At 60.2% G+C, this 25,680-nt stretch carries 27 protein-coding genes; 16 read left to right on the forward strand and 11 right to left on the reverse strand.

Annotated elements, in window-relative coordinates; genetic code table 11:
- The first annotated feature begins 75 nt into the window (after nucleotides 1-75).
- Complete coding sequence (locus AC1DM5_RS20730) at nucleotides 76-717, forward strand: chloramphenicol phosphotransferase CPT family protein (RefSeq protein ID WP_477821878.1); 642 nt, start codon at nucleotides 76-78, stop codon at nucleotides 715-717.
- Nucleotides 718-897: 180 nt separating this feature from the next.
- On the opposite strand, the gene AC1DM5_RS20735 is transcribed toward AC1DM5_RS20730, so the two are convergent.
- The 6 genes from AC1DM5_RS20735 to coxB all read right to left on the reverse strand — a co-directional run bounded on the left by AC1DM5_RS20735 (nucleotide 898) and on the right by coxB (nucleotide 6,217).
- The gene (locus AC1DM5_RS20735; protein ID WP_477821879.1) at nucleotides 898-1,776 is read right to left on the reverse strand and encodes a cytochrome c oxidase subunit 3; all 879 of its coding nucleotides are present in this window, start codon (nucleotides 1,774-1,776) and stop codon (nucleotides 898-900) included.
- 57 nt (nucleotides 1,777-1,833) lie between these two features.
- Complete coding sequence (locus AC1DM5_RS20740; RefSeq protein WP_477821880.1) at nucleotides 1,834-2,439, reverse strand: cytochrome c oxidase assembly protein; 606 nt, start codon at nucleotides 2,437-2,439, stop codon at nucleotides 1,834-1,836.
- A 4-nt stretch (nucleotides 2,440-2,443) separates the two neighbouring features.
- Nucleotides 2,444-2,581, reverse strand: a complete 138-nt coding sequence (locus AC1DM5_RS20745; protein WP_007817987.1) for a hypothetical protein — start codon at nucleotides 2,579-2,581, stop codon at nucleotides 2,444-2,446.
- Nucleotides 2,581-3,537, reverse strand: a complete 957-nt coding sequence (locus tag AC1DM5_RS20750; RefSeq protein WP_477821881.1) for a heme o synthase — start codon at nucleotides 3,535-3,537, stop codon at nucleotides 2,581-2,583. The genes AC1DM5_RS20745 and AC1DM5_RS20750 overlap by 1 nt, the downstream gene beginning before the upstream one ends.
- A gap of 65 nt (nucleotides 3,538-3,602) precedes the next feature.
- On the reverse strand, nucleotides 3,603-5,306 hold the full coding sequence (ctaD, locus tag AC1DM5_RS20755; RefSeq protein ID WP_007817983.1) for a cytochrome c oxidase subunit I: 1,704 nt from the start codon (nucleotides 5,304-5,306) through the stop codon (nucleotides 3,603-3,605).
- Nucleotides 5,307-5,323: 17 nt separating this feature from the next.
- Nucleotides 5,324-6,217 carry a cytochrome c oxidase subunit II gene (coxB, locus tag AC1DM5_RS20760; protein WP_477821882.1) on the reverse strand — a complete coding sequence of 298 codons (894 nt, stop codon included), beginning with the start codon at nucleotides 6,215-6,217 and terminating at the stop codon, nucleotides 5,324-5,326.
- Nucleotides 6,218-6,531: 314 nt separating this feature from the next.
- On the opposite strand from coxB, the gene AC1DM5_RS20765 reads away from it, so the two are divergent.
- The 5 genes from AC1DM5_RS20765 to AC1DM5_RS20785 all read left to right on the forward strand — a co-directional run bounded on the left by AC1DM5_RS20765 (nucleotide 6,532) and on the right by AC1DM5_RS20785 (nucleotide 9,811).
- Nucleotides 6,532-7,194, forward strand: coding sequence for an invasion associated locus B family protein (locus AC1DM5_RS20765; protein ID WP_477821883.1), 663 nt, complete (start codon nucleotides 6,532-6,534; stop codon nucleotides 7,192-7,194).
- 81 nt (nucleotides 7,195-7,275) lie between these two features.
- The gene (gene tldD / locus AC1DM5_RS20770; RefSeq protein ID WP_477821884.1) at nucleotides 7,276-8,691 is read left to right on the forward strand and encodes a metalloprotease TldD; all 1,416 of its coding nucleotides are present in this window, start codon (nucleotides 7,276-7,278) and stop codon (nucleotides 8,689-8,691) included.
- Nucleotides 8,692-8,703: 12 nt separating this feature from the next.
- Nucleotides 8,704-9,192: a GNAT family N-acetyltransferase gene (locus tag AC1DM5_RS20775; protein WP_477821885.1), complete on the forward strand. Its 489-nt coding sequence runs from the start codon at nucleotides 8,704-8,706 to the stop codon at nucleotides 9,190-9,192.
- A gap of 42 nt (nucleotides 9,193-9,234) precedes the next feature.
- Entirely contained in the window at nucleotides 9,235-9,504 is a 270-nt protein-coding gene (locus AC1DM5_RS20780) for a hypothetical protein (RefSeq protein WP_477821886.1), read from the forward strand.
- Between the two features lie 16 nt (nucleotides 9,505-9,520).
- Entirely contained in the window at nucleotides 9,521-9,811 is a 291-nt protein-coding gene (locus tag AC1DM5_RS20785; RefSeq protein WP_477821887.1) for a hypothetical protein, read from the forward strand.
- A gap of 31 nt (nucleotides 9,812-9,842) precedes the next feature.
- Here AC1DM5_RS20785 and AC1DM5_RS20790 read toward each other — a convergent pair whose 3' ends face one another.
- On the reverse strand, nucleotides 9,843-10,151 hold the full coding sequence (locus tag AC1DM5_RS20790) for a pyrophosphatase (protein ID WP_477821888.1): 309 nt from the start codon (nucleotides 10,149-10,151) through the stop codon (nucleotides 9,843-9,845).
- A 62-nt stretch (nucleotides 10,152-10,213) separates the two neighbouring features.
- Nucleotides 10,214-11,515 carry a serine hydrolase gene (locus AC1DM5_RS20795; RefSeq protein ID WP_477821889.1) on the reverse strand — a complete coding sequence of 434 codons (1,302 nt, stop codon included), beginning with the start codon at nucleotides 11,513-11,515 and terminating at the stop codon, nucleotides 10,214-10,216.
- Nucleotides 11,516-11,747: 232 nt separating this feature from the next.
- Here AC1DM5_RS20795 and AC1DM5_RS20800 point away from each other — a divergent pair, with 232 nt between their 5' ends.
- Complete coding sequence (locus AC1DM5_RS20800) at nucleotides 11,748-12,782, forward strand: polysaccharide deacetylase family protein (RefSeq protein ID WP_477975511.1); 1,035 nt, start codon at nucleotides 11,748-11,750, stop codon at nucleotides 12,780-12,782.
- A 5-nt stretch (nucleotides 12,783-12,787) separates the two neighbouring features.
- Here the strand turns inward: AC1DM5_RS20800 and pdxH are convergent, their stop codons facing one another.
- The gene (gene pdxH, locus AC1DM5_RS20805; RefSeq protein WP_477975513.1) at nucleotides 12,788-13,408 is read right to left on the reverse strand and encodes a pyridoxamine 5'-phosphate oxidase; all 621 of its coding nucleotides are present in this window, start codon (nucleotides 13,406-13,408) and stop codon (nucleotides 12,788-12,790) included.
- Nucleotides 13,409-13,472: 64 nt separating this feature from the next.
- Between pdxH and AC1DM5_RS20810 the strand changes: the two genes are divergently transcribed.
- The 4 genes from AC1DM5_RS20810 to AC1DM5_RS20825 all read left to right on the forward strand — a co-directional run bounded on the left by AC1DM5_RS20810 (nucleotide 13,473) and on the right by AC1DM5_RS20825 (nucleotide 16,952).
- Nucleotides 13,473-13,931: an RT0821/Lpp0805 family surface protein gene (locus tag AC1DM5_RS20810; protein WP_007817961.1), complete on the forward strand. Its 459-nt coding sequence runs from the start codon at nucleotides 13,473-13,475 to the stop codon at nucleotides 13,929-13,931.
- A gap of 288 nt (nucleotides 13,932-14,219) precedes the next feature.
- Nucleotides 14,220-15,389: a DnaJ C-terminal domain-containing protein gene (locus AC1DM5_RS20815; RefSeq protein WP_477821892.1), complete on the forward strand. Its 1,170-nt coding sequence runs from the start codon at nucleotides 14,220-14,222 to the stop codon at nucleotides 15,387-15,389.
- Between the two features lie 122 nt (nucleotides 15,390-15,511).
- Nucleotides 15,512-16,330 (forward strand): enoyl-ACP reductase FabI, encoded by an 819-nt coding sequence (gene fabI / locus AC1DM5_RS20820; RefSeq protein ID WP_007817957.1) that lies wholly within the window; start codon nucleotides 15,512-15,514, stop codon nucleotides 16,328-16,330.
- Nucleotides 16,331-16,361: 31 nt separating this feature from the next.
- Nucleotides 16,362-16,952, forward strand: coding sequence for a histidine phosphatase family protein (locus AC1DM5_RS20825; protein WP_007817956.1), 591 nt, complete (start codon nucleotides 16,362-16,364; stop codon nucleotides 16,950-16,952).
- Between the two features lie 16 nt (nucleotides 16,953-16,968).
- Here AC1DM5_RS20825 and AC1DM5_RS20830 read toward each other — a convergent pair whose 3' ends face one another.
- Nucleotides 16,969-17,229: a DUF1344 domain-containing protein gene (locus AC1DM5_RS20830; RefSeq protein WP_037071313.1), complete on the reverse strand. Its 261-nt coding sequence runs from the start codon at nucleotides 17,227-17,229 to the stop codon at nucleotides 16,969-16,971.
- Between the two features lie 246 nt (nucleotides 17,230-17,475).
- On the opposite strand from AC1DM5_RS20830, the gene AC1DM5_RS20835 reads away from it, so the two are divergent.
- The 3 genes from AC1DM5_RS20835 (at nucleotide 17,476) to ribB (ending at nucleotide 23,036) form a co-directional block, all read left to right on the forward strand.
- Nucleotides 17,476-20,649 (forward strand): bifunctional diguanylate cyclase/phosphodiesterase, encoded by a 3,174-nt coding sequence (locus tag AC1DM5_RS20835; protein WP_477821894.1) that lies wholly within the window; start codon nucleotides 17,476-17,478, stop codon nucleotides 20,647-20,649.
- Nucleotides 20,650-20,824: 175 nt separating this feature from the next.
- Nucleotides 20,825-21,922 (forward strand): chorismate synthase, encoded by a 1,098-nt coding sequence (aroC, locus tag AC1DM5_RS20840; protein ID WP_477821895.1) that lies wholly within the window; start codon nucleotides 20,825-20,827, stop codon nucleotides 21,920-21,922.
- A gap of 10 nt (nucleotides 21,923-21,932) precedes the next feature.
- Complete coding sequence (gene ribB, locus AC1DM5_RS20845) at nucleotides 21,933-23,036, forward strand: 3,4-dihydroxy-2-butanone-4-phosphate synthase (protein WP_439014251.1); 1,104 nt, start codon at nucleotides 21,933-21,935, stop codon at nucleotides 23,034-23,036.
- A 33-nt stretch (nucleotides 23,037-23,069) separates the two neighbouring features.
- On the opposite strand, the gene AC1DM5_RS20850 is transcribed toward ribB, so the two are convergent.
- A complete protein-coding gene (locus AC1DM5_RS20850) occupies nucleotides 23,070-24,260 on the reverse strand; it encodes a winged helix-turn-helix domain-containing protein (protein ID WP_477821896.1) in 1,191 nt (396 codons plus the stop codon).
- Between the two features lie 125 nt (nucleotides 24,261-24,385).
- Between AC1DM5_RS20850 and AC1DM5_RS20855 the strand changes: the two genes are divergently transcribed.
- Nucleotides 24,386-25,060 (forward strand): energy-coupling factor ABC transporter ATP-binding protein, encoded by a 675-nt coding sequence (locus tag AC1DM5_RS20855; protein ID WP_477821897.1) that lies wholly within the window; start codon nucleotides 24,386-24,388, stop codon nucleotides 25,058-25,060.
- A complete protein-coding gene (locus AC1DM5_RS20860) occupies nucleotides 25,060-25,668 on the forward strand; it encodes a CbiQ family ECF transporter T component (protein WP_477821898.1) in 609 nt (202 codons plus the stop codon). Before AC1DM5_RS20855 ends, AC1DM5_RS20860 begins: the two co-directional genes overlap by 1 nt.
- The last annotated feature ends 12 nt before the right edge of the window (nucleotides 25,669-25,680 follow it).

Below are 25,680 nucleotides of genomic sequence, written 5' to 3' on the forward strand. Positions count from 1 at the left end.
AGTATTCGCATCCCGAATGGAAATACCTGCGCGATTTCGCCTCAGCGATTCGCGCCAAACAGAAGAAGAAGACTGATGACCAACGATAGCCATGCCGGACAGATCATCATCCTGAACGGCGCACCGCGAAGCGGCAAATCCAGCATTGCGCGCGTAATCCAGGAAGAATTCGAGGGGCCGTGGATCAACCTCGGCGTCGATACCTATAATGCCATGACGCCGAAGCGCTACCTGCCCGGTATCGGATTGAGGCCGGGCGGCGAGCGGCCGGATCTCGAAGAACTCGTGCCGTTTCTCTATGCAGCGCTCTATGAATCCATCGCCATCCATGCCGGATTGGGCCTCAACGTCGTCGCCGACTTCGGCCACCACGACAGTTATTCGCAGCCACTCGGCATCCTCGGCGACTGCGCCAGGCGACTGGACGGTTTTCCCGTACTGTTCGTCGGCGTCAAATGTCCGATCGAGACGATCATGCAACGGCGGGAAATCGCGGAGGAAGGGCGTGAGACCCTCTACCTGCGCGCCACCGAGGAGACACCCGTGCCGGAACCGGTGCAGCGCTGGCAAGACGAGGTTCATCGTCCCGGACTCTACGACATGGCGGTCGATACATCGGTGCTGACCGCGCTCGAATGCGCCGAGGCGATCCGCCATCAGCTGGACCTCGGCATTCCCGAGCCTTCGGCCTTCGAGAAGCTGGCTGGTCAACGGTAAGACGAAGAGCCAGAGCAATTCCAGCAAAAGTGTTCTGCGGTTTTGCGTCGGGAATTGCGTGAAAACAAAGAGATAGGGCGGTTTCGCGTTTCGAAGAAAGACGGAAATGCTCTATCTCCGGGACAAAGAAAAAGGCGGGGCCAATGGCACCCGCCTTTTTTGATTTCTATCCGGCCTCGATCAGCCTGCCGCAACCGGTGCGCCCCAGCCGCCCCAGACGTAGATGCAGAAGAACAGGAACAGCCAGACGACGTCGACGAAGTGCCAGTACCAGGCAGCCGCCTCGAAGCCGAAGTGCTGCTTCGGTGTAAAGTCACCGCGCAACGCACGAAGGAGGCAGACCAGCAGGAAGATGGTGCCGACCAGAACGTGGAAGCCGTGGAAACCGGTGGCCATGAAGAAGGTCGCGCCGTAGATCGAGTTGCGGAACTCGAACGGAGCGTGGGCATATTCATAGGCCTGGACGGAAGAGAAGAGCACGCCAAGCAGGACCGTCAGCGTCAGGCCCTGGATAAGGCCCTTGCGGTCGTTGTGCAGCAGAGCGTGGTGAGCCCAGGTCACGGTCGTGCCCGAAAGCAGCAGGATGACTGTGTTGTAGATCGGCAGGTGCCAGGGATCGAGAACCTCGATGCCCTTCGGCGGCCAGACACCGCCGGTATAGGCAAGGCGCGAAGCCTGGATCGCCTCGTGCGGAAAGAGGCTGGCGTCGAAATAGGCCCAGAACCAGGCGACGAAGAACATCACTTCCGAAGCGATGAACATGATCATGCCGTAGCGCAGGTGCAGCGACACGACGCGTGTATGGGCGCCCTCATGGGCTTCCTTCACGGTGTCGGACCACCAGCCGTACATGACGTAGAAAACGACAGCCAGCCCGATGAAGAAGAGCCACGGATGGGCCCATTCGATACCGAAAACATGCAGCGAGCCGCCGTTCAGGTAGCGCATAAAGCCGACGCCGCCAAAGGCCATCAGGAATGCGCCAAGCGAGGCCAGTATCGGCCACGGGCTCGGAGCTATGATGTGATAGTCGTGATTCTTCTGATGAGCATCGGCCATGTCAGATCCCCGGTGTCTTCCTTCTCCGCTTCCGGCACGGCCGGAAACACTCCTCAATCAAAGTTTCTTTTCAGCCTGTCCCGTTCCATCCTCATTCGAAGCCACCGGCTTCGGACCCTCTTTAGGATAGAACGTGTATGACAGCGTGACCGTGTGAATGCTTTTCGATTCAGCGGCCTTGGTAATTTCCGGATCGATGTAGAACACGACCGGCATTTCAAGCTTCTCGCCCGGCTTCAGGTCCGTTTCATTAAAGCAGAAACATTGCACCTTGTTGAAATAGGCGCCCGCCTCGCCCGGCGTCACGTTGAAGATCGCTTGGCCGCGCTGGGTTTCGTTGGAACGGTTTTCGGCGATGAAATTGACCTGGATGGTCTCGCCGATCTTCGGATTGACCTCGCGCTCGACCGGCTTGAATTCCCACTGCAGGCCGGGAGCGACGTTGGCGTCGAAGGTGACACGCATCGTACGGTCGAGAATGACGCTCGAAACCTGATCAACACGCTGTGTCGTGCCGTTATAGCCGGTCACCTGGCAGAAGAGCCGATAGAGCGGCACGGCGGCATAGCTTGCCGCGCCCATGCCGACGACGAAGCTCAGGCACATGAAGACGACGGCAGCGTTGTTGCGCGGCTTCTTCGGTGCGTTGACGGCGTCGCTCATCCCATCAGCCTCCATGTCCGAGGAACTTGACGATGGTGATGACGTAAAAAAGGATTACCAGACCGGCGAGTACGACGCCGAGCGCAATGTTGCGATTGCGGCGCGACTTGCGTTGCGCTTCGGTAAGCTTGACCAATTCCATCAGAACGAGCCTCCTGCATACGAGACCAGCATGGCAACCAGCCGGTCGAGCATCAGCGCGGAGAACACGGCAAAGAGATAGAAGATCGAGAAGCCGAACAGCTTCTTCGCCGGGATCATCTTGAGATCGCCGTCGGGCATGCGCCAGACGGCGATGGAACAGTATATGAAGACCGCGCCGAGTGCCGCGGCTACCACGCCATAACCGACACTGGCAAAGCCGAGGAAGGTCGGCAGCACAGCACAGATGGCCGTCAGCACGGCATAGGCAACGATCTGGTGCTTGGTGGTGCGTTCACCTGACACGTTCGGCAGCATCGGCACGCCGACGGCTTCGTAATCCCGCATCTTGAAGAGGGCGAGCGCCCAGAAATGCGCCGGCGTCCACAGGAAGATGATGAGGAAGAGAACGGTGCTCTCGATCGTGACGGAATTGGTCACGCAGGCCCAGCCGATCATCGGCGGGAAAGCGCCGGCCGCGCCACCGATGACGATGTTCTGCGGCGTCGAGCGCTTCAGCCACATCGTGTAGATAACGGCATAGAAGAAGATGGTGAAGGCGAGGATCGAGGCCGACAGCCAGTTGACCGCAAGACCGAGGATCGTCACCGAGAAGCAGGAGAGCACGAGGCCGAAGGCCAGGGCTTCCTTGGGCTTGATGCGGCCGGCCGGGATCGGGCGCTTGGCGGTGCGGCTCATGACGGCGTCGATGTCGGCGTCATACCACATGTTCAGTGCACCCGATGCGCCTGCACCGACGGCAATGCAGAGAATGGCGATCAGGCCGAGAACGGGGTTGATGTGGTCCGGCGCCAGCACCAGGCCGGCAAAGGCCGTGAAGACCACAAGCGACATGACCCGAGGCTTCAGAAGCTCGAAATAATCGCGTGCACTGGCTTCCGACAGGCGAAAGTCGCCGTCTTCAGCAAGAGCCTCGTGATTGTCGATTACCGTCATCATTCCGTCCTGAATTCCTCAATCGCCAGACGCCGCAGAGGCCTGCGGCGTCTGGATCCGGCATCTTACTTGATGCGCGGAAGCTGTTCCCATTGATGGTAGGGCGGCGGCGAAGGCAGCTGCCACTCGAGGGTCGTTGCGCCCTCACCCCACGGATTGTCACCGGCAACGCGCTTCTTGGCGAAGGCTTCCCAGACACCGACGAGGAAGATGATCACGCCGACGAAGGAGATGTAGGAGCCGATCGACGAGACATAGTTCCAGCCGGCGAAAGCGTCCGGATAGTCGATGTAGCGGCGCGGCATGCCGGCGAGGCCGAGGAAGTGCTGCGGGAAGAACACCAGGTTCACACCGATGAACATGACCCAGAAGTGCAGCTTGCCGAGGAACTCGCTGTACATGTAGCCGGTCATCTTCGGGAACCAATAATACCAGGCAGCGAAGATGGCGAAGACGGCGCCGAGGGACAGAACGTAGTGGAAGTGAGCCACGACGTAATAGGTGTCATGCAGCGAGCGGTCGAGGCCGGCGTTTGCGAGCTGGACGCCCGTGACACCACCGACGGTGAAGAGGAAGATGAAGCCGATCGCCCAGATCATCGGCGTGCGGAAGGTGATCGAGCCACCCCACATCGTTGCGATCCAGGAGAAGATCTTCACGCCCGTCGGAACGGCGATGACCATCGTCGCGAAGACGAAGTAGCGCTGCGCGTCGAGCGACAGGCCGACCGTGTACATGTGGTGAGCCCAGACGACGAAGCCGACGGCGCCGATGGCGACCATGGCATAGGCCATGCCGAGGTAACCAAAGACCGGCTTCTTCGAGAAGGTCGATACGATGTGGCTGACGATGCCGAAGCCCGGCAGGATCAGGATGTAGACTTCCGGATGACCGAAGAACCAGAACAGGTGCTGGTAGAGGATCGGGTCACCGCCGCCTTCCGGCGCGAAGAAGGCTGTGCCGAAGTTACGGTCGGTGAGCACCATGGTGATGGCGCCAGCCAGAACCGGCAGCGAGAGCAGCAGCAGGAAGGCGGTGATCAGCACGGCCCAGGCAAAGAGCGGCATCTTGTGCAGCGTCATGCCGGGAGCGCGCATGTTGAGGATCGTGGTGATGAAGTTGATCGCACCGAGGATCGACGAGGCACCAGCAATGTGCAGCGAAAAGATCGCAAGGTCGACTGCCGGACCCGGCTGACCGCCGACTGCGAGTGGCGGATACATGGTCCAGCCACCGCCTGCGCCGTATGCGCCGGCCGGGCCTTCGACGAACATCGAGATGACCAGCAGCAGGAAGGCCGGAACGATCAGCCAGAAGGAGATGTTGTTCAGACGCGGGAAGGCCATATCAGGTGCGCCGATCATGATCGGCACCATCCAGTTGGCGAAACCGCCGATCATTGCCGGCATGACCATGAAGAAGATCATGATCAGCGCGTGAGCGGTGGTGAAGACGTTGAACATGTGCTTGGCGCCATCGATGGCAGCATCGCCTTCGAAGCCGTAGACCATGGAGGCCAGGCCGTGGAAGATCTGGATGCCCGGCTCCTGCAGCTCCATGCGCATGGCAACGGAGAGAAGGCCGCCGACGATACCGGCGAAGATCGCGAAGATCAGGTAGAGCGTGCCGATATCCTTGTGGTTCGTGGAGAAGAACCAGCGATCGGCGAAGCTCGGCGTATGAGAGTGATCGTGATGGTCGTCATGCGCGTGAGCGTCATGAGCGTGGTGATCATGAGAATGATCGTCGTGAGCGGAAGGTCCAGCCATTGTCCCGATCCCCTATCTTACTTTGCGACGTTTTCAGCGACATCAACGGTCTTTGCAGGACCATCGGCGGCGGCGATCAGTGTCTTGTAGGCGCCGGGCAAGTCACTGGCGGCCGAAGCCAGCCACTGCTTGTACTTGTCCTCGGAGACGACCCGGATGGCGATCGGCATGAACGCATGGTCCTTGCCGCAAAGCTCGGAACACTGGCCGTAGAAGAGACCTTCGCGCTCGGCGCGGAACCAGGTTTCGTTCAGGCGGCCCGGAACGGCGTCGATCTTGATGCCAAAGGACGGCATGGCAAAAGCGTGGATGACGTCTGTCGGCGCGGCGGTGACGAGAACGCGAACCGTCTTGTTGACAGGCAGCACGAGTTCGTTGTCGACGGCCAGCAGGCGCGGATAGACGGCAAGATCGGCCTTGCCCGCAGCAGCGCGATCCGGCTCCTTCAGAAGATAGGAGTCGAAGGCGACAGGCGTTTCGCCCGAACCTTCATATTCATAGTTCCACTGCCACTGGGTCGCGGTCGCCTTGATGGTCACATCAGGGTTTTCCGGCAGGGTGAGCTGCGCGGTCAGCAGGGTAAAGGAAGGAATGGCGAGGAAGAGAAGTACCAAGACCGGCCCCACGGTCCAGATGACTTCGATCACCGTATTGTGGCTCGTCTTGGAGGGAACCGGGTTTGCCGAAGCACGGAACTTGAAACAGACGACCAGAAGGAGAACGAGAACAAACAGCGTGATCGGAACGATGAACCACAGCGTGTATTGTTCGAACCAGTGGATCTCCCGCATGATCGGCGTCGCTGCCGGCTGCAGGGTAGCCTGCCACGGCATCGGCTGATCGGCATATGTGCCGGAAGCAAAAAGCAGACAGACCAGCGCGGTCAGAGCTGCAAAAGCCTTCTTAATCACCTTGTAATCTCCCTCGAGCGCTGATCTGCATCAAATCGGACGCAGAATCCTTGCCATCTTCTGCGCTTCAAACCACAGTTTGGCATCCGCCGCAACAGGCAGAAGCAATTGTCTATGCGGCATATTTGCTCAAAGACTGCCTCCTCAGCCACGGCAAAACATTGCAAGCTTTTCATCAGCATACGAAAAACGCGCTTCAGGGCCAATCCGCGGGCTGCACATTCTTTTGGCGAGGTCCTATTTCTGCCGCAGTCCCCCGGTTTTCACGGGGTGGGGCTTTTCATTTTCTGTGGGCAGCTTCACAAATAGCGGCAATGATTCGATATCCAGAGGTTTTCATGGGTTTCCGTTCCCTCGCGCGGTCTTTTGTACTGACCGCGGGCATCGCGACCGCCGCGACGAGCCCCGTTTTCGCTCAGCAGACGCCAGCGCCCGCGCAGTCGCGTCCTGCCGCGCCTGCTCCGAAGCCCGCCCCGACACAGCAGCCCGCGCCGTCCACGACACCGAACGTCGAGAAGGTGACGCCTAGCCAGACGCAGCCACCGGCACCCGGCACGGTTCGATCCAACCATGGTGCATGGTCCGTCGTCTGCGACAAGCCGGCAGGCGCTTCGACCGAGCAGTGCGCGCTGATGCAGAATGTCATCGCCGAAGACCGTCCGGAAGTTGGCCTGTCCGTCGTCGTCCTGAAGACGGCTGACCGCAAGTCGAAGATCCTGCGCGTGCTGGCACCGCTCGGCGTGCTGCTGCCGAACGGCCTCGGTCTCAATGTCGACGGCAAGGATATCGGCCGCGCCTATTTCGTGCGCTGCTTCGCCGACGGCTGCTATGCCGAAGTCGTTCTTGAAGACGAGCTGCTCAAGACCTTCCGCAGCGGCGCGCAGGCGACCTTCATCGTCTTCCAGACGCCGGAAGAAGGCATCGGCATTCCCGTCGACCTCAAGGGGTTCGCGGAAGGCTACGACGCTCTGCCCTGATTTGGCGGGGCTTGCTCGCGCAGCACAACAGACCTACATCGGCTATTGAGCATTCCCGCTCTTCTTGCGGAGCAAAAGACCATGACCACCGATCTCCTGACGCTTTTTGATGCCGACGAAGCGACGATGCGCAAGCATGTCGCCGAGGCGCTTTCCGGCGCCGATGACGGCGAGCTCTTCATCGAGCACGCGCAGGCGGAATCGCTGACCTTCGACAACGGTCGCCTCAAGGGCGGCAGCTTCAACACCGAACAGGGTTTTGGCCTGCGCGCGGTGGCAGGTGAAGCTGTCGGCTACGCCCATGCGGGCGATCTCTCCGTCTCAGCGCTGAAGCGGGCAGCCGACGCGGTCGGCGCCGTCACGCGCGGCTACTCCGGCAGCTATGCCGCCGCCCCCCAGGGCACGAACCGCAAGCTCTATACAGACGAGAACCCGATCGGTTCACCGACCTTCGAGGAGAAGGTGAAGGTGCTGACTGATATCGACGCCTATCTGCGCGGCAAGAACGACAAGGTGCGGCAGGTCACGGCTTCGGTCGCGGCAAGCTGGCAGGTGGTCGATATCCTGCGCGCCGATGGCCATCGCGTACACGACATCCGGCCGATGACGCGTATCAACATCTCCGTCATGGTCGGCGAAGGCGACCGTCAGGAGAGCGGCTCCTATGGCCAGGGCGGGCGCATCGGTTTCGGCGATTTCATCGCGACCGGAAGCTGGCAGCACGGCGCAGATGAGGCGCTGCGGCAGGCACTCGTCAATCTCGAAGCGATCGATGCGCCGGCGGGGACGATGGATGTCGTGCTCGGCTCCGGCTGGCCGGGCGTCATGCTGCACGAGGCCGTAGGCCATGGCCTCGAAGGTGACTTCAACCGCAAGAAGACATCTGCCTTTGCGGGCCTCCTCGGCCAGATGGTGGCGGCACCGGGCGTGACCGTCGTCGACGACGGCACGATCGACAGCCGCCGCGGCTCTATCACCATCGACGACGAAGGCACACCGTCCGCCTACAACGTGCTGATCGAAAACGGCAAGCTCGTCGGCTACATGCAGGACCGGCAGAACGCCCGGCTGATGGGCATGGCGCCGACCGGCAACGGCCGCCGCCAAGGCTATGCGCATGTGCCGATGCCGCGCATGACCAACACCTATATGCTCGGCGGCGACAAGACGCCGGAAGAGATCATCTCTTCGGTCAAGAAGGGCGTCTATGCCGTCTCCTTCGGTGGTGGTCAGGTGGATATCACATCGGGCAAATTCGTCTTCGGCTGCACCGAGGCCTATCTCATCGAAAACGGCAAGCTCGGCGCGCCGATCAAGGGCGCCATGCTGATCGGCAACGGCCCGGATGCGATGAAGCGTGTTTCCATGATCGGCAACGACATGAAGCTCGATACCGGTATCGGCAATTGCGGCAAGGCAGGCCAGTGGGTGCCTGTCGGCGTCGGCCAACCGCATCTGCGCATGGATCAGGTGACCGTCGGCGGTACTCAGGCCTGAGGCGGTACTGTTATGGTCGAAATCGAGATCAGAACCTTCGCTCCTGACGATGCCGACGGCGTGATCTCGGTCATCCTCCCGATTCAGCGCGAGGAATTCGACATTCATATCACCGCCGACGCACAGCCGGACCTGCGCGTCATTCCCGACTTCTACCAGTCGGGCAAGGGTCAATTTTGGGTCGCAGTGAAAGATGGCTCCATTGTCGGCACGCTCGGCCTCAAGGATATAGGCAACAACCAGGCGGCTCTTCGGAAGATGTTTGTGGCCGCCGAGGTGCGAGGCCGCGAACACGGCGTTGCCGCCCGGCTGCTCGAGGCGCTTCTTGCCCATGCCGGTGAAGTCGGCGTAACCGACATCTTCCTCGGCACCACCGAGAAGTTTCTTGCCGCGCATCGGTTCTATGAAAAGAACGGTTTCTCCGAGATCGCCAGCAAGGACCTCCCGCGAGCATTCCCGCGGATGGCCGTCGACAGCAAGTTCTATCGGCGGACAATTTAGGCTAGCCTCAAGCAGTAGAACATCGAGCCGATGGGGCGTTGCTTGGCGACGGAGATATTTCTGCTGGAATTCCTGTCACCCGAGACGGGTTGCTCGGCACATGAGATGCGCTTCGAGGCTCCGATGGAGGCTGTTGCGACCTTTCTCGACGTAAAAACATCCGAGCTGGCAGAGCATCTCTTCTACCTTGAGAAAAGCGAGCTGGATGGGCTCTCCTCGATGCTGGCCCTCCCCGTTCCCGAACCGGATGGTGAGGTTGTGCTCACCCGGCCGCAATGGATCGATAGCGTACCCCTATCTGGTCCATACTAACTTCGAGCTCGCCCTGATGCTGGATGGCCGTAAGCCATTCGCCATGTTTTCGGACGAAGAAAGCTCGGGGATTTTGAAGAAGATCCGAGCCTACTTTCAGCCCTACGTCGACAGAGGTGCAATCATCGAACGGGTCGAGCCATTCGTTGAGTGCAAGTTTCGCCTGGTTCGCATTCTCTACGCGCTGCCGAAAGAAGAATGGCGGTTCGATGCCTATACCGAGCTGATGAGCGAAAGGCCTTGGACGGACGAAAGCGAGTATCGCCTGGGGCGTCTGCTCGGCTATACAGAAGAACAATGCCAATGATGGATCGCGCAAAGACGCGAAGCACGAAACGTTACTGCGCCGAAGGCCTGAATTTCCATTTCCGCTCGATCGCAGCGGAGAGATCGATGTCATGGCGACGGGCGAAAAGCAGCAGGTGGCCGAGGATATCGGCCGTCTCGTCCGCGAGGTCGAGCTCCATCTCCTCGGGCGAGCGGCCTTTGGCACGGCCACGGCCGGTCAGGCGGTTCCAGGCCTGGGTCAGCTCGCCCATCTCCTCCTGCAGTTTCAGCAGAAACCAGTCGGCATCACGCTCGATGTCGTTGGCGGCCGCGTAGGCGGAGGATGATGTTTCGAACTGGTCGGCGAGGCGCTGCAGCATGACGTTCTCCTTTTGTTTATGAGGAGAGCGCCGATTCCCGGAAATTGTCCAGAGCAGCCAGCTCAGCCCTGGTTCGGCAGAAGCATGCAGTCGTATGAGCGCTTCTTCAGGGCATCGCAGGCGGAGGTCGCATCTTCCTTGCTCTGGAAGCCGACGAAACGGGCGCGGTAAATCGTGTCAGGCCCCTTCCCCACAGCTTCGGTGTAGGGCGAGGCGGAAACGAGCGGCGCGCCGGCCTCGGACTGCGCCTGCGCAAGAAGCGCGCGGGCAGCATCCGCGCTCGGGGCAGCCGAGATCTGGATCTGCCAGCCACCTGCCTTGCCGGCTGGTGCCTTGCCGACCGGTGCTTTCGGCGCCTTGCCCGCATTCATGATCTCGTCCATTGCCGCCGGGCGCTCCAACGGGATAACGCCGTTATCGGCATAACCGAGCGCCTTCGGTGCGGGTGCTGCTGCCTCGCTCGCAACGCGCTGCGCGCTCGCCGGTGCGGGAACATCGGTATCATCGGCCGCCGAGGCGACTTCGACCTGCTGCTTTGCATTGATGCTGGCGGTCAGCTTGGCGTCACCCGAGGAGGCCCGCCCCATATAACGGTCGAACAATCCGGCCATTTTGGCGTCGCGGCTGCGGGCCGTGCGGCCGCCGAGTACCACGCCGACCACGCGGCGATTGCCGTCCTTCACAGCACTGACGATGTTGAAGCCGGACGCATTCGTATAACCGGTCTTGATGCCGTCCATGCCCTGGTAGCGATACATGAGATTGTTGTGGCCACGGATGGTCTGGCCACGGAAATTGAAGCTTGCGATGGAGAAGAGACGATATTCGCTGGGATAATTCTTCAGCAGCGCCACGGCGAGCGTGGACATGTCGCGCGCAGTCGTGATCTGACGCGCGTCTGGCAGGCCAGATGCATTCACGAAGACCGTGCGGCTCATGCCGAGCTGGCGGGCCTTCTGGGTCATAAGCCGGGCAAAATTGCTTTCCGAACCGCCGAGTTTTTCACTGATGGCGGCAGCAGCATCGTTGGCCGACTTGACGATCATGCCATAGACCGCCTCACGCACGGTGATCGTACCGCCCGCTTTCACGCCGAGTTTCGTCGGCGGACGGGAGGCCGCATATTTCGACATGGTAATCGGTGTATCCCAGGTGATCTTGCCGCGATTGAGCGCCTCGAAGGTGAGATAGAGCGTCATCATCTTCGTCAGCGAGGCCGGATGGTTCAGCGTGTCACCGTTTTCGGACGCAAGGACCTTGCCGGTGCGGGCATCGAGCACGAGGGAAGCACTTCCGGCAAAGGCCGCAACGGGTGCAGTAATTGCCAGCGTCGCGGTCAAAATGGCAGCCAAAAGCCTTCTCATGCACTTCCCCTCATTATATCCGGCGAGTCGATACAACCGGAATTATGTCCCGTATTGTGACAGATGCCCACAATCTGGCGCGACTTTGAGGCAACGCCCAAGTTTTTTCCAAGCTTTTGTTTCGCTTGGTTAAAGGCCGGTAAATAAACCGCTTTCCAATCGGATTCAGCAAGGTTTAACGGCGGCATTGATAGTCTGTGTGACACGATTACAAAGCGGGGTCACGGAAAAAATGGGGCAGTGGAAGCGGCGTCTGAAGCGCATCGCGATCGGCGGCGGGCTGGAAGCGGCCTGGCTGGCGAGCGCCGCCGGGCTCATGAAAGAGGCTCGCGGACGCGGCGTCATCTTCACGCTCCATCATGTACGCCCTCATATCCCCCAACCGTTCGAGCCGAACCAACATCTTGAAATTACGCCGGAATTTCTGGATGCGGCGCTTCGGCGGCTAAAGCGGAGCGGCTATCGTTTCGTGCCGCTCGATGCGGTGCCCTCCCTCTTGTCGGACGCGCAGGACGATCGCCCGTTCGCCGCCTTCACGCTGGATGATGGGTATCGCAACAATCTCGTCCATGCCCTGCCCGTTTTCGAACGGCATCGCGCCCCCTTTACGGTTTTCATTACGCAAGGCTTTGCCGAAGGTTCGCACAGCATCTGGTGGGAGACGCTGGCGCTGCTGCTCGGCAGGGAGAACAGCATCGAGTTCAATTTCGGCGGCGGCAGAGAGAGGCTGGCGCTCGATACACCCGTCCGCAAATGGGACGTCTTCGACCGGCTTGCCGAGTTTATCCACAGGCAAGACGAAAGTCGCGCCATCTCGGAGGTGGATGCACTGGCGCGGCGCCACGGAATCGAGCCGGTCGATATCACGCGGGAGCTGGTCATGGGGCCACAGGAATTGCGCGAGCTCGCGGCAAGCCCGCTCGCCAGTCTCGGCGCCCATACGATCAGCCATCGGGCACTTGCCCGCCTGCCGCATGCGGAAGCTCGGATCGAAATGGAAATCTCGGCCGATTATGTCGAGTCGGTCACCGGCACCCGCCCCCGGACGATCGCTTTTCCCTACGGTACGCCCGAGGCAGCAACGGGCCGCGAAGCGGACCTTGCGGCAAGGCTTGGATTTGCGATCGCGGTAACAACGCAGCCAGGCTTTCCGTCCGCAAGCTTGCCCACCTATATGCCGCGCATCTCTCTCAACGGCTTTTACCAAAAGCCACGCTATGTTTCGGCGCTCGCTTCCGGCATTCCATTGAAACTGCTCGGGAAATAAGCCCTTTACGGGTACATTCGCACCTTGTCCCAAGCCCCCTCAGGCGTCGGTCGGCGAAACTCGATGCGGTCGTGCAGTCGGAACCTCTGGTCTTTCCAGAACTCGATCGAGGTCGGGCGGATCCGGAAGCCGGACCAGTAAGACGGGCGCGGAATATCGCCGATGGCATAACGCGCCGTATATTCGGCAACGGCCTTTTCCAGCGCGAAGCGGCTTTCGAGCGGGCGCGACTGCTTGGAAGCCCAGGCGCCGATACGGCTGCCACGGGCGCGGGTCGCAAAATAAGCGTCGGCCTCGGCATCGGTGACCAATTCGACAGGGCCGCGAACGCGCACCTGGCGGCGCAGCGTTTTCCAGTGGAAACACATGGCGGCTTTCTTCTGCCCCAAGATTTCGYGACCTTTCCGGCTCTCGAAATTCGTGTAGAAGACGAATCCGTCGGTATCGAAACCCTTCAGGAGAACCATGCGGACATTGGGCAGCCCATCTTCATCGACCGTCGCGAGCGCGACAGCATTGGGGTCGTTGACTTCGGAAGCCTCCGCCTCCTTCAGCCATTCCCCAAAGAGCTTGAAGGGCTCTTCACTTTCGGTAAAGTCACCACCTGTTAACCCGTTTTCCGACATATTAATTCAAATCCCGCGGTTTATGAAAACTGACCCAGCTTTCGAAGCTGGGGAAGGATACAGGGTGGAAGTCATAGCAAAGACACATCGCCATACAAAGGGTTCGCTGCGCCGCAGCTTCAGGCTCTCCATCGTCGGTATCGCGATTCTGTCACTTTCCGGCTGCGTGGCCGGAGGGTTCGATTTCCTGAGTTCGTCAAAGGTGGATCGTTCGGTTGCGACCGGCACGGTGCCGCAGCCAGCGCCCAGCACCGATACGCTTTCCGACGAGATGACGGTGCGCAACGCCGTGACGTCTGCCGATATCCAGAAGCTCGAAGGGCAGCCGCTTCCCTGGGCCAATGCGTCCACCGGCAGCGCCGGCATCATCGACACGATCGTCGAGAATAACGACGCCGGCCAGGTTTGCCGCCAGTTCCGCACGACGCGGCATTCCTATGTCGGCATCGCCAAATTCTATGGCAAGACCTGCCTTGTCGGTGGTGGCAACTGGCAGCTTCTGAGCTTCCAGCCGGAAAGCTGATCCCGTCTGTCCACCTGTTTCGGCACGATGCGCCCCTGACACGTCAGGGTTAATGCGCCGTGCCGATTCGCCTCAATGTTTAGTGAAAGGCTAACCATTCGCGGCAAAACACCCCATATTCAACTTCGGAAATAAGAAGTGATTAGCAACTCTCCCGCACGATCGCCCAACGAGCGGGCTTTCCTGTCGCGAGAGCGAACCGGACGGCGCGTCATGAGTTGAGATTCGGTTTCCGGGAACGGCCACGAGGAACATGCCTCCCGGATTGCGACAGCGGTGGTGCGAACAATGCGTGATCCATACAAGGTGCTGGGCGTCAAACGCGACGCAGGAGCAGACGAAATCAAGACTGCCTGGCGCAACATGGCCAAGGCGGTGCATCCTGATCACAATCAGGGCGACCCGACGGCGACCGCACGTTTCGCCGAGATCGGCCGCGCCTATGAAACGTTGAAAGATCCGAGAAAGCGTAATCTCTTCGACAGCGCCGTGCGCATGGCAGAAGCCAAGAAGCAGGAACAGACGATCATGCAGCAGCGCCAGGCTGCCCGTGAGGCCGCCGTCCGCGCCAAGGCCGCGCAGGCCAATGCCGAGCGCGTGATGGAAGAGCTTGCGCGCGCCAATGCCAATGCGCAGAAGGCCGCAGCAGCAGGTGCCAAACAACAGCAGGCAGGCGCAACCGAAGCCGCAGAAGAGATGGTCGAACGCATTTTTGGCGCACAGGCGCAATCGCACGCCCAGCAGGCGCATTCTCAGCAAGCACAAGCCAGGCCGCATGCAGCCGAGGCGGCCAAGCAGCCGGAACAGGAAACAGCGGAATCCGAAACCGCCAGGGCGGAGGACGAGCAGACCGAGTCCACCACCGGCACTGGCGCCAACATGTCCCTGCCGCTCAGCCTGTTGACCTCGCTCGTGCGCCGCTTCACCGGCGCCGGCCAGCCAGGCCTTGAGAAGGCGCCGGATGAAGTGGCGACCGCGACCGTGACGATCGAAGACATCATGAAGGGAAGCTGGACGACAGTTTCCCTTCCGGAAGGCCGCGAAGTTGGCTTCGCCCTTCCGGCCGGTACGGCTGAAGGCCATCAGGTCCGGCTCAAGGGGCAGGGATTCAAGCTGCCGGGCATGCAACGCGGCGACGCCGTCATCAATATCCACATCGCGCCCGATCCGCGCTTCACCGTCGATGGTTTCGACGTGCATGCCGTGCTGCCGCTCAACATCGAAAACGCAGTGCTCGGCACAGAGGCGCGCGTTGACGGTCCGCAGGGACCGCTCAATGTGACGGTCCCTGCCTGGTCCGGCTCCGACAAGACTATCCGCATTCCCGACCAAGGCCTGCCGAATGACAGCGGCGGAAAAGGCGATCTCGTCGTCGAATTGCGTATTATGTTGTGGGAAAAACCCGACGCTAAAGTCACTGATCTCATGCGGAGCATGCGTGAAGGGCTGTTTTTATGAAATTTCGGTGACAATCGCACCCTTTGTTACGATCCCTAACAGTTGATGATCTTGGGCCTGCTTGAACCGATTAACGGCCTATGCCATAGGCAGGATCATCAGAATTCCTAGGGAAGCGAAATATGGCTCAAGCATCCGGCCTCATGGCAGGCAAACGCGGCGTCATCATGGGTGTCGCCAACAATCGTTCGATTGCGTGGGGTATTGCCAAGGCCATTCATGCGCAGGGCGGAGAAGTTGCCTTCACTTACCAGGGCGATGCCTTGAAGAAGCGCGTGGAGCCGCTGGCTGCCGAAATCGGCGCCGTCATGGTCGGCCATTGCGACGTCAGCGATGAATCCACGATCGATGCCGTTTTCGAAAACGTCGAGAAGCTGTGGGGCAAGATCGATTTCATCGTGCACGCGATCGGCTTTTCCGACAAGGACGAGCTGACGGGCCGTTATGTCGATACGTCGGCCGACAACTTCGCAAAGACCATGCAGATCTCCGTCTACTCCTTCACCTCGGTCGCTCGCCGCGCCGAGAAGCTGATGACGGAAGGTGGCTCGATGCTCACCCTCACCTATTACGGTGCTGAAAAGGTGATGCCGAACTACAATGTCATGGGCGTCGCCAAGGCGGCTCTTGAAGCCAGCGTGAAGTATCTTGCAGTCGACCTCGGACCGAAGAACATCCGCGTCAACGCCGTTTCGGCAGGCCCGATCAAGACGCTTGCTGCCTCCGGCATCGGCGATTTCCGCTACATCCTCAAGTGGAACGAGTATAATGCGCCGCTGCGCCGTACCGTGACCATCGAGGAAGTGGGCGATGTCGGCCTCTACCTTCTCTCGGACCTGTCGCGTTCGGTGACGGGTGAAGTACATCATGCCGACAGCGGCTATCATGTCATCGGCATGAAGGCTGTGGACGCGCCTGATATTTCCGTCATCAAGGACTGAGGCGTCCTCCCCCCAAGCGGAGCCGATCCCCGTGCTCATCTATGTGATCAGACACGGCCAGACCGACTGGAACGCGGAACGCCGCCTGCAGGGGCAGAAGGATATTCCGATCAATGCGATCGGCCGCGAACAGGCAAAACAGAACGGGATCGCCCTTGCGGCGGTCCTGAAGGGCGAAGATACGGAATTCGATTTCGTCGCAAGCCCGCTCGGACGTACGCGCGAGACCATGGAGATCATGCGATCAGCCATGGGGCTCCCGCCCAAGGATTACCGAACCGACGAACGTCTGGTCGAAGTCTCCTTTGGCGACTGGGAAGGCTATACGCTCAAGCAGCTCAGGGCCTCGCAGGCCGAGCGAGTGACAGAACGCAACATCAACAAGTGGGATTTCATTCCGCCGGGTGAGGATGCGGAAAGCTACGAGATCATGTCGTGGCGGACCGGAGCATGGCTGAATTCGGTCGACCGGCCGACCGTCTGCGTCACCCATGGCGGCGTCATCAGAAGCTTGTTCAAGATAATCTCCAACCTGCCGAAGGACGTCGCCTCTGAAGGCGAAATCCCGCAGGACCGGATTTTGAAGATCGAGACGTCGCAGAGCCTGATCGGCTGGATCTAGCCCAGACGGGGTTTGCTTACTTGACGATATCGAGATCGTTGATGACGCGCTTGCCGTCGACTTCCGTATAGAAAATCACCACCTTGACGCCGGCCTTCAGGCCTTCGAAATCGAATTCCTCGGGCGCCTGATAGGTCTTGCCATCATCGAGCGTCAGGACGAGATTGGCCGTATCGACCTTCTTGATCGTCGCCTCGACATCAGCGCTCTCGGCAAAACTGCTCATGGGCGAAAGAAAGTTTGCCGTGGCCAGAAGCGTAGCAATAACGAAACGCATGTCGGCAATCCCTTTGAAACGCTGCCATTGATATCGAGTGGCCACAGATAAACTCCTGAATATGGCGAAAATTGCCCGGAAGAATGGCTTTCGGCGCCCAATTGATGAATAGGATTTTACGGATAATCAAGAGGCTCGGTTAACCGTCATTTTCTCTCTGTTTACGCGATTTAGCGGCTGCGAATGCGCGCAATCGTAAATTAACCCCTGCCCCCTAAAGTCGGTGCGAATGTAGGGGTATGTGATTTGCAATTCCGGCTGAGCAACGGCAACCAGCTGCGGCGTGTTCTGAAGAATACGCGTGTCTCGCTGCTGGTTTCAGCCCTCGTGGCCGTCGTCGTTGTTGCCGTCGGCTTTGCACTCGACAGTGCAAATACTGCCGCCCATTTGCGCGAGCTGCAAATCCGTACTGAAAACGAGACGAACCTGATCCGTGCCCGCATGATGGCGCAGATCAATATGGACATTACCGCCGTCCGCGACCTTTCCAACCTGATCGCGCTCAGCACGCAGACGAACGAGGTGGAGATGGAGCGGCAGATCAACTGGCTGCTGATCCAGAACCCACATTTCATCCATATTGCGGTCGCACCCGATTTCATCGTCAAGTCGGTCTATCCGGCGCAATCCGGTCGAGACAGGATCGGCAAGGATGTGCGCGAGCGGCTGATGGAGCGCATGTCGATCAGCCGCAATACGGGCGACCAGTCAGCGCGCTTCTACGGTCCCTTCAAGACGGCGGATGCAGAAAACGCCTTTGCGATCTTCTTCCCGGTTTTCGTCAAGCAGAACGGCCAGCGTCGCATCTGGGGTGCGGTCGAGGTGGTCATCGACCAGAACATGTTCTACGAGGCGACCGGCCTGAAGCCCGCGCGCAACAGCGAGAACCAGGAGCGCTATCCGCATCTCGACCATCTGTCGATCGCGGTGCGTGACATCGGCATTCCGGACGAAACGGCCGCGCCCTTCTTCGGCCCTTCCAATATCTACGAGAAGGATCCGCTCCGCCGCAAAATCAACTTCGCGGGCGGGCGATGGGAACTGGCGGCAGTGCCGAACTCCGGCTGGCACGCGGTTCCCAATAATCAGCGTGAACTGCGATTGATCATCGTCGCCGCAGGCTGCGTGATCATCATCCCGATCTTCTTCGCCACGTTGCTGCTCGGCGAACGCAACCGCAACATCACGCAGCTCGAGGCCCGCGAAGCCAAACTTCTGGAATTGTCACAGCGCCTCAACCTGGCGCTGGAATCCTCCCGGATCGGCATATGGGAGCTGCAGGAAAACGCCACCAACCTTGCCTGGGATGCACGAGCATCCACCCTTCACGGCCTCAAAGCGATCGAAGGCAGCCGGCCACTGGAAGTGTGGCTTTCGACGATCGTGCCCGAAGACCGCGAAATCGCCGAGGTTCATTTCTTCGGCTGCAGCATCGCTGGAGAAGCCTGCACCGCGCAATACAGGGTGATGCGGGAAGATGGCCGCATCCGCCATCTGCGCTCCATCGGCGCCTTCTATACGGATGCCGGCGGCACAGGAAAGACGATCGGCATCGTCTGGGACGTGACAGCCGATGCGGAAGTCACCAACACGCTTCGCCTTGCCAAGGAAACGAGCGAGCTCAAGAATGCCGAGCTGGAACTCGCGCTGGAAGAGCTTTCAAGCCGCGAGGCGGAGCTTTCCGAACTCTCCGGTAAGCTCGATCTGGCCCTCGATTCCTATCAATGCGGCATCTGGGAGGCAATTCTCGGCAAGCGTGGCTCGATCTGGGACGAGCGCATGCACGAGCTCTACGGATTGAAGCAGAGCAATGCCTTCGTGACCGAAGACGCCTGGCTTTCCTGCATCCACCCCGATGACCGTGGGCTGGCGCTCGAAAGCGCCCGGCATTTCAGGCAGCTCGGAGACACGCATACGCTTGTCTGCCGCGTGCCGGACGAGAATGGCGGCTTTCGCTACGTGCGTTCCGTCGGCAAGGTGCACCGCACGCCGACCGGCGAGATGAAGATCATCGGCATCGCCTTCGATTCGACCGAGGATGCATTGATGACGCTGCGCCTCAAAGCCGCGAAGGACGAGGCGATCACCAAGAACATCGAACTGGAACTCGCCAAGAACAGGATCGAACACAATTCCCTGCACGACCCGCTGACTTCGCTTGCCAACCGTCGCAAGCTCGATATCGCGCTGGAAAACCTGACGGATGCCGGCCGCAGCGAGCGCCAGAAATTCGCGATCCTGCATATCGACCTCGACCGCTTCAAGGAAATCAACGACACGCTGGGGCATGCCGCCGGCGACGCGATGCTGGTGCATGCTTCACGTGTGCTTTCCAGAAATCTGCGTGACAGCGATGTCGTTGCGCGTATCGGCGGCGACGAGTTCGTCATCCTCTCCTTCGACGTGGGTGACAAGGAGATGGCGGAGCTTGCAGGCCGTGTCATCGAGGAAATGCGCCAGCCCGTCGATTTTCAGGGCTTTCCCTGCCGTTGCGGCGTGTCGATCGGCATCGCGCTGGCGAACGGCATTCATGTCGATGCCCGCAAGGTGCTGATCAATGCCGACATCGCACTCTATCGCGCCAAGAGCCTTGGCCGCAACCGATTCGAATTCTTCAACCACAATCTGCAGGCCGACATCATCAACAATAAACGCACAGCCGATGAGATCCTTGCCGGCATCGACAATGGCGAGTTCACGGCCTGGTACCAGCCGCAATTCTGCGCGCGGACGATGAAGCTGACGGGCGTCGAGGCGCTGGTGCGCTGGCGCCACCCCTCCAAGGGCTTGCTCACCCCGGACAAATTCCTGCGCATTGCCGATGAGATCAACGTCGTGCAGACGCTCGACCGCATCGTCCTGGAAACCGCGCTGCGCGACAAGATGCGTTGGGCTGCACAGGGCATCTACATTCCGAAAGTCTCCGTCAACGTTTCGGCGCGGCGCCTGCATGACGGCAGCCTTCTGGAATCGCTTGGTGGCCTGCAGATCCGCCCCGGCGAAATTTCCTTCGAACTGGTGGAATCCATCTTTCTCGACGAAAGCGAGGACGTGGTTTCGCAAAACCTCGAACGGATCAAGGCGCTCGGCATCGATATCGAGATCGACGATTTCGGCACCGGCCACACCTCGATCGTGTCGCTGCTGAAGCTCAAGCCGAAACGGCTGAAGATCGACCGGCAGCTCGTCCAGCCGATCGTCGCCTCCTCACAGGAGCGCGCGCTCGTCAGTTCCATCATCGAAATCGCCCGCTCGCTCGGTGTGGAAACCGTGGCCGAGGGTGTCGAGACGCTGGCACATGCCGAACTGCTGCGCGATCTCGGCTGCGATCTGCTGCAGGGTTACGCCTTCGCACGTCCCCTTTCCTTCGATGACTTCGCCATTGAGGCGCGCGGCACGGCCTGGCTGCTGGCATCCTAGCGCTGAAGCCGCGGCTGCTATCGGTCGCAAATACGGGAAATACCATTTCCCTGATCGTACCATCAGGCGCAAAGAAAGGCTTTTGCCTGAACGGTTTTTTGGCCTATGAGTGTCGCGCCTTTTCGAGTAATGGCGCGGCCGGTGACGACCGGTTCCGCGCATCCGGCTGGAACACATGTCGCACAATACATTCGGTCATCTCTTCCGTGTAACTACCTGGGGCGAAAGCCACGGGCCGGCGCTCGGCGCCGTCGTCGACGGCTGCCCTCCAGGGCTGCGCTTCAAGCTCGAGGACCTGCAGGTCTGGCTCGACAAGCGCAAGCCCGGCCAGAGCCGTTTCGTCACCCAGCGGCGCGAAGACGACCTGGTGAAAGTTCTCTCGGGCGTGATGATGGATGCCGACGGCGAGACGATGATTTCGACCGGCACGCCGATCTCCATGCTGATCGAGAATACCGACCAGCGTTCCAAGGACTATGGTGAGATCGCCCGGCAATATCGCCCCGGCCATGCTGACTATACCTATGATACGAAATACGGCATCCGCGACTATCGCGGCGGCGGCCGTTCGTCTGCCCGCGAGACCGCGGCCCGCGTTGCGGCCGGCGGCATTGCCCGGCTTGTCGTGCCTGGTGTCACCATCCGCGGCGCGCTGGTGCAGATCGGCAAACACAGGATCAACCGCGCCAACTGGGACTGGGATCAGGTCGGGCAGAACCCGTTCTTCTCCCCCGATGCCGAGATCGTGCCCGTCTGGGAAGAGTATCTCGACGGCATCCGCAAGGCCGGCTCCTCTATCGGCGCCGTCGTCGAGGTGATCGCCGAAGGCGTTCCGGCAGGCCTCGGCGCACCGATCTACGGAAAGCTCGACCAGGATATCGCTTCACTGCTGATGTCGATCAACGCCGTCAAGGGCGTCGAGATTGGCAACGGTTTTGCCGCCGCCGAGACGAGCGGCGAGGACAATGCCGACGAGATGCGCATGGGCAATGACGGCAAGCCGATCTTCCTGTCCAACAATGCCGGCGGCATCCTCGGCGGCATTTCGACCGGCCAGCCGGTCGTCGCCCGCTTTGCCGTCAAGCCGACCTCTTCCATTCTCACCGAACGGCAGTCGATCGATGCCGAGGGCAAGAATGTCGATATCCGCACCAAGGGCCGTCATGACCCCTGCGTCGGCATCCGTGCTGTGCCGATCGGCGAGGCGATGATCGCCTGCGCGATTGCCGACCATTATCTTCGCGACCGCGGCCAGACCGGCCGGCTGAAATAGGAATTTTCCCATGCCTTATGATCAGAAGCGCGTTGTTGATGCCATCAGGGCTTTCGAAGCCGGCGAGATCGTCGTCGTCATGGATGACAATGATCGTGAAAACGAGGGTGACCTGATCGTTGCCGCCGTGCATGCGACGCCCGAAAAGATGGCCTTCATCGTGCGCCACACGTCAGGCATCGTCTGCGCGCCCATGCCGAAGGAAGAGGCCAAGCGGCTGAACCTCAACGCCATGGTGGCGGAAAACGATTCCGCCCATACGACCGCCTTCACCGTTTCCGTCGACTTCAAGCACGGTACGACAACGGGCATTTCCGCCGACGACCGCACGCTGACGGTGCGCAACCTTGCAAACCCGAATGTCGGCGCTTCGGATTTCGTCCGTCCCGGCCACATCTTTCCGCTGGTCTCCCGCGAAGGCGGCGTCCTGATGCGTTCGGGTCATACAGAAGCGGCGGTCGATCTCTGCAAGCTTGCCGGCCTGCCGCCGATCGGGGTCATCTCCGAACTCGTGAATGACGACGGCACGGTGACGCGCGGCCCGCAGGTCGTGGATTTCGCTGAACAGCACGGGCTAAAGCTTCTGTCGGTTGCCGACCTCATCGCCTATCGCCAGCGCAAGGAAACGCTGATCGAGCTCGGCTCGAGCTTCGATATCGAGACGCCATTCGGCAAGGCCAAGGCGCATACCTACGCCCTGCCCTGGGATCCGATGCAGCATCTCGCCGTTGTCTTCGGCGACATCAGGGACGGTGTCGATATTCCGGTGCGCCTGCATCCGGAAAACGTTGCCGACGATCTGTTCGGCAAGCGGAAGCCTGTCGACTTCTACATGCAGAAAATCGCTGAAGAGGGCCGCGGGATCATCGTCTATCTGCGTGAAGGCTCGGTCGGAGTCGGCCATTACGACAATGGCCGCAAGGCGCGCGGCCAAGGCCGCGAGGCCCATGCCGAAGCGCAGACGCGCGACAGCGAATGGCTGGAAATCGGCCTCGGCGCACAGATCCTTAGGGATCTCGGTGTCAGCTCGATCAAGCTGATGACCAGCCGCGAGCGGCACTATGTCGGTCTCGAAGGATTTGGGATCAAGATTTCCAAGACGGAAATCTGCTGACTAATTATCCCTTCTCCCGTCGGGGAGAAGGGATTACCCTTTCCAGCCGTCCAGATAGACGACGTTCTCCACGCTGGCGAAGCGCGCTAAACGCTCCAGCTCGGCTTCCAGCTTTTCCAGCCGCCCCGCTGATGCCTTCACACGCGGCTCGAGCCATAGGCGCTTGACGTCCAGCGTGCCCTTCTTCCTGTCCGCCTTCATGTCGATACGGCCGATGAGCCTGTCGCCTTCCAGGAGCGGGAAAACGTAATAGCCGTATTCCCGCTTCGGCTCCGGCACGAAGATCTCGATACGATAGAAAAAGCCGAAGAGGCGCTCTGTCCGGTTTCTGTCGCGGATCATCGGATCAAATGGGCTGAGCACCCGGATTCGTGGCGGCGGCTCTGGGTAAGTGTCTGTGGTGGCGAGGAAATCGGCAAAGGCCCATGAGGATCGCGGCTTGCCGCCGAGGGTCGGTTCGATCAGCACCTCAATCAATTCGTCCCGGTGTTCGGTTACCCAGGCTTTCGCTTCATCCGGCGACAGCAGATCCCAGAAGGCGGCGATTTCGCCATGGGTGGCAAAGCCCAAACGGGCAAGTGCGCTTCGGCAAGCCCAATCCACGAAATCCTCGCGGCTGACCTCAGGCTCATGGAATTCGGCGGGAATGACGCGCTCGACGAGATCATAGATCTTCTGGAAATTGGAGCGTCCGGCGATGGCGAATTTGCCGGTGCGCCAGAAATATTCGAGCGCCGTCTTGTTGGGGTGCCAGTTCCACCAGCCGCCGGAAACGTGGCCATCCGCCTTCATGTCGCGCGCCAGGATCGCCCCATCCTTGACCACCCGATCATAGGTCTCCTCGAAGGAAGCTTCGAAGCCCTCGCCGCGCCATTTGCGCCAGCGCTCGACGATTGCCAGTTCCTCGTCGCGGAATTTGTGTTTCCAGTATTTAAAGAAGGCGCTCGGCAGGATGGAGGCATCATGCGTCCAGTGTTCGAAGAGCACGCCATCCTTTTCCAGAAGCGCGGCCAGGTGTTCGCGCCGGTATGTCTGGTTGCGGGAAAAGAGGATCTGATGATGGGCGCGTTCCACCGTCTGGATGCTGTCCACCTGCACGAAGCCGAGGTCGTGAATGAGGTCTAGCAGGCCGGCCTTGGTCAATGCGCGGTTCGGAGGCGCGCTCAGCCCCTGCTTGGCGAGAAAGACACGGCGGGCATCAGAATTGGAGAGCAGATTCGTCATGCCGCCATCATAGCGCGGAAAATCTTCCTAGCTACCCGATACCATATTCGAGCCGATTTGATTTTGATCCTTTATCGCGTCGTCACCGCCTTATAGAAGCAGGAATTCAAACAAGGGGACCATAGTTGGATATTCGTTTCGAGAGCGCGGGCGCCAGTTTCGGAGCAAGGATCGCGGTCGAGCCACTGACACTGTCTCTCTCCGAAAACCGTCTCGGCGTCATCGGGCTCAACGGCTCGGGCAAGACGACCTTCGCGCGGATGATCAACGGGCTCATGAAACCCACCACCGGCAAGGTCCTGGTCAACGGGCGCGACACACTTGAGGAGAAGACGGCGCTTGCCGATGTCGGCTTCATCTTCCAGTCGCCGCAGAACCAGATCATCCTGCCGATCGTCAAGGACGACATCGCTTTCGGACTGAAGGGCCGCGGCTTTAGCAAGGCGGAGATCGATCGAAAGGTCGAGCTGGTGCTGGCACGCTTCAACGCCGAGGAACTAGCCACCCGCCGTGCGCATGAGCTTTCGGGCGGCGAGTTGCAGATCGCGGCACTTTGCTCGGTGCTGGCAACCGGTCCCAATATCCTGATCCTCGACGAGCCGACCAATCAGCTTGACCTACGCAACCGCGCATTGGTGCAGAAGACCATAGACGGGCTCGAAGAAAATGTTGTCGTCATTACCCATGATCTCGAGCTGATATCAGGCTTCGAGCGGGTGCTCCTGTTCCATGAGGGCAGGCTGGAGGCCGATGCGCCGGCAGCCGAAGCGATTGCCCGCTACAGGGAGCTTGCCGTCTGATGCAGTCGCTTTATGTCGAAGGCAACAGCGCCCTGCACCGGCTTTCGCCGCGGGTAAAGATCTTTTCCCTCTTCCTGCTCGGTTTCGTGTTGTTCCTCGGCGACAATCTTCCGCTGCTTGCCGTCGTCACATTGCTGACGGCGCTGACCTATCGCAGCATCGGCTTGTCGCTTAAGGAATCGGCTGTCCGGCTGCGGCCAATCGTGCTGACGATCGTGATCGTAGCGCTCTTCACCCTCATCGTCAGTCCGTGGCACGTGGCGCTTGCGACGCTGCTCCGACTGACGGCGCTGATGCTGTTTGCTGCCGCAGTGACCGCAACGACGACAATCACGCAATTCATGGATGAGATAACGGCGCTTGCACAGCCGCTGGAACGGACCGGCTGGGTGAAGGCCGACGACATTGGGCTGGCGGTCGGTCTCGTGCTGCGCTTCGTGCCCGAAATCATCGCCCGCTACCATGCGATCAGCGAAGCGCATGCGGCGCGTGGACTGAAGGTGCGACCGGTGACGATCCTTACCCCGCTCATCATTTTAACGCTCAGGGATGCGGATAACATTGCCGCGGCGATTGACGCGCGCGGCATTCGGCGGCATGTCAGTTAACGATTGATGAAT

It is taken from the genome of Rhizobium sp. 01T437 (assembly GCF_056398505.1).

What these genes read in the sequence shown, in the direction of transcription:
- AC1DM5_RS20830 (WP_037071313.1), bottom strand. Translation starts at nt 17,229, where the DNA reads ATGCGTTTCGTTATTGCTACGCTTCTGGCCACGGCAAACTTTCTTTCG.
- ribB (WP_439014251.1), top strand. Translation starts at nt 21,933, where the DNA reads ATGCCTTATGATCAGAAGCGCGTTGTTGATGCCATCAGGGCTTTCGAA.
- AC1DM5_RS20790 (WP_477821888.1), bottom strand. Translation starts at nt 10,151, where the DNA reads ATGCTGCAGCGCCTCGCCGACCAGTTCGAAACATCATCCTCCGCCTAC.
- AC1DM5_RS20785 (WP_477821887.1), top strand. Translation starts at nt 9,521, where the DNA reads ATGCTGGATGGCCGTAAGCCATTCGCCATGTTTTCGGACGAAGAAAGC.
- AC1DM5_RS20740 (WP_477821880.1), bottom strand. Translation starts at nt 2,439, where the DNA reads ATGAGCGACGCCGTCAACGCACCGAAGAAGCCGCGCAACAACGCTGCC.
- fabI (WP_007817957.1), top strand. Translation starts at nt 15,512, where the DNA reads ATGGCTCAAGCATCCGGCCTCATGGCAGGCAAACGCGGCGTCATCATG.
- ctaD (WP_007817983.1), bottom strand. Translation starts at nt 5,306, where the DNA reads ATGGCTGGACCTTCCGCTCACGACGATCATTCTCATGATCACCACGCT.
- AC1DM5_RS20775 (WP_477821885.1), top strand. Translation starts at nt 8,704, where the DNA reads ATGGTCGAAATCGAGATCAGAACCTTCGCTCCTGACGATGCCGACGGC.
- AC1DM5_RS20730 (WP_477821878.1), top strand. Translation starts at nt 76, where the DNA reads ATGACCAACGATAGCCATGCCGGACAGATCATCATCCTGAACGGCGCA.
- AC1DM5_RS20815 (WP_477821892.1), top strand. Translation starts at nt 14,220, where the DNA reads ATGCGTGATCCATACAAGGTGCTGGGCGTCAAACGCGACGCAGGAGCA.
- tldD (WP_477821884.1), top strand. Translation starts at nt 7,276, where the DNA reads ATGACCACCGATCTCCTGACGCTTTTTGATGCCGACGAAGCGACGATG.
- AC1DM5_RS20745 (WP_007817987.1), bottom strand. Translation starts at nt 2,581, where the DNA reads ATGGAATTGGTCAAGCTTACCGAAGCGCAACGCAAGTCGCGCCGCAAT.
- aroC (WP_477821895.1), top strand. Translation starts at nt 20,825, where the DNA reads ATGTCGCACAATACATTCGGTCATCTCTTCCGTGTAACTACCTGGGGC.
- AC1DM5_RS20750 (WP_477821881.1), bottom strand. Translation starts at nt 3,537, where the DNA reads ATGACGGTAATCGACAATCACGAGGCTCTTGCTGAAGACGGCGACTTT.
- AC1DM5_RS20860 (WP_477821898.1), top strand. Translation starts at nt 25,060, where the DNA reads ATGCAGTCGCTTTATGTCGAAGGCAACAGCGCCCTGCACCGGCTTTCG.
- AC1DM5_RS20765 (WP_477821883.1), top strand. Translation starts at nt 6,532, where the DNA reads ATGATTCGATATCCAGAGGTTTTCATGGGTTTCCGTTCCCTCGCGCGG.
- AC1DM5_RS20850 (WP_477821896.1), bottom strand. Translation starts at nt 24,260, where the DNA reads ATGACGAATCTGCTCTCCAATTCTGATGCCCGCCGTGTCTTTCTCGCC.
- AC1DM5_RS20800 (WP_477975511.1), top strand. Translation starts at nt 11,748, where the DNA reads ATGGGGCAGTGGAAGCGGCGTCTGAAGCGCATCGCGATCGGCGGCGGG.
- AC1DM5_RS20735 (WP_477821879.1), bottom strand. Translation starts at nt 1,776, where the DNA reads ATGGCCGATGCTCATCAGAAGAATCACGACTATCACATCATAGCTCCG.
- AC1DM5_RS20795 (WP_477821889.1), bottom strand. Translation starts at nt 11,515, where the DNA reads ATGAGAAGGCTTTTGGCTGCCATTTTGACCGCGACGCTGGCAATTACT.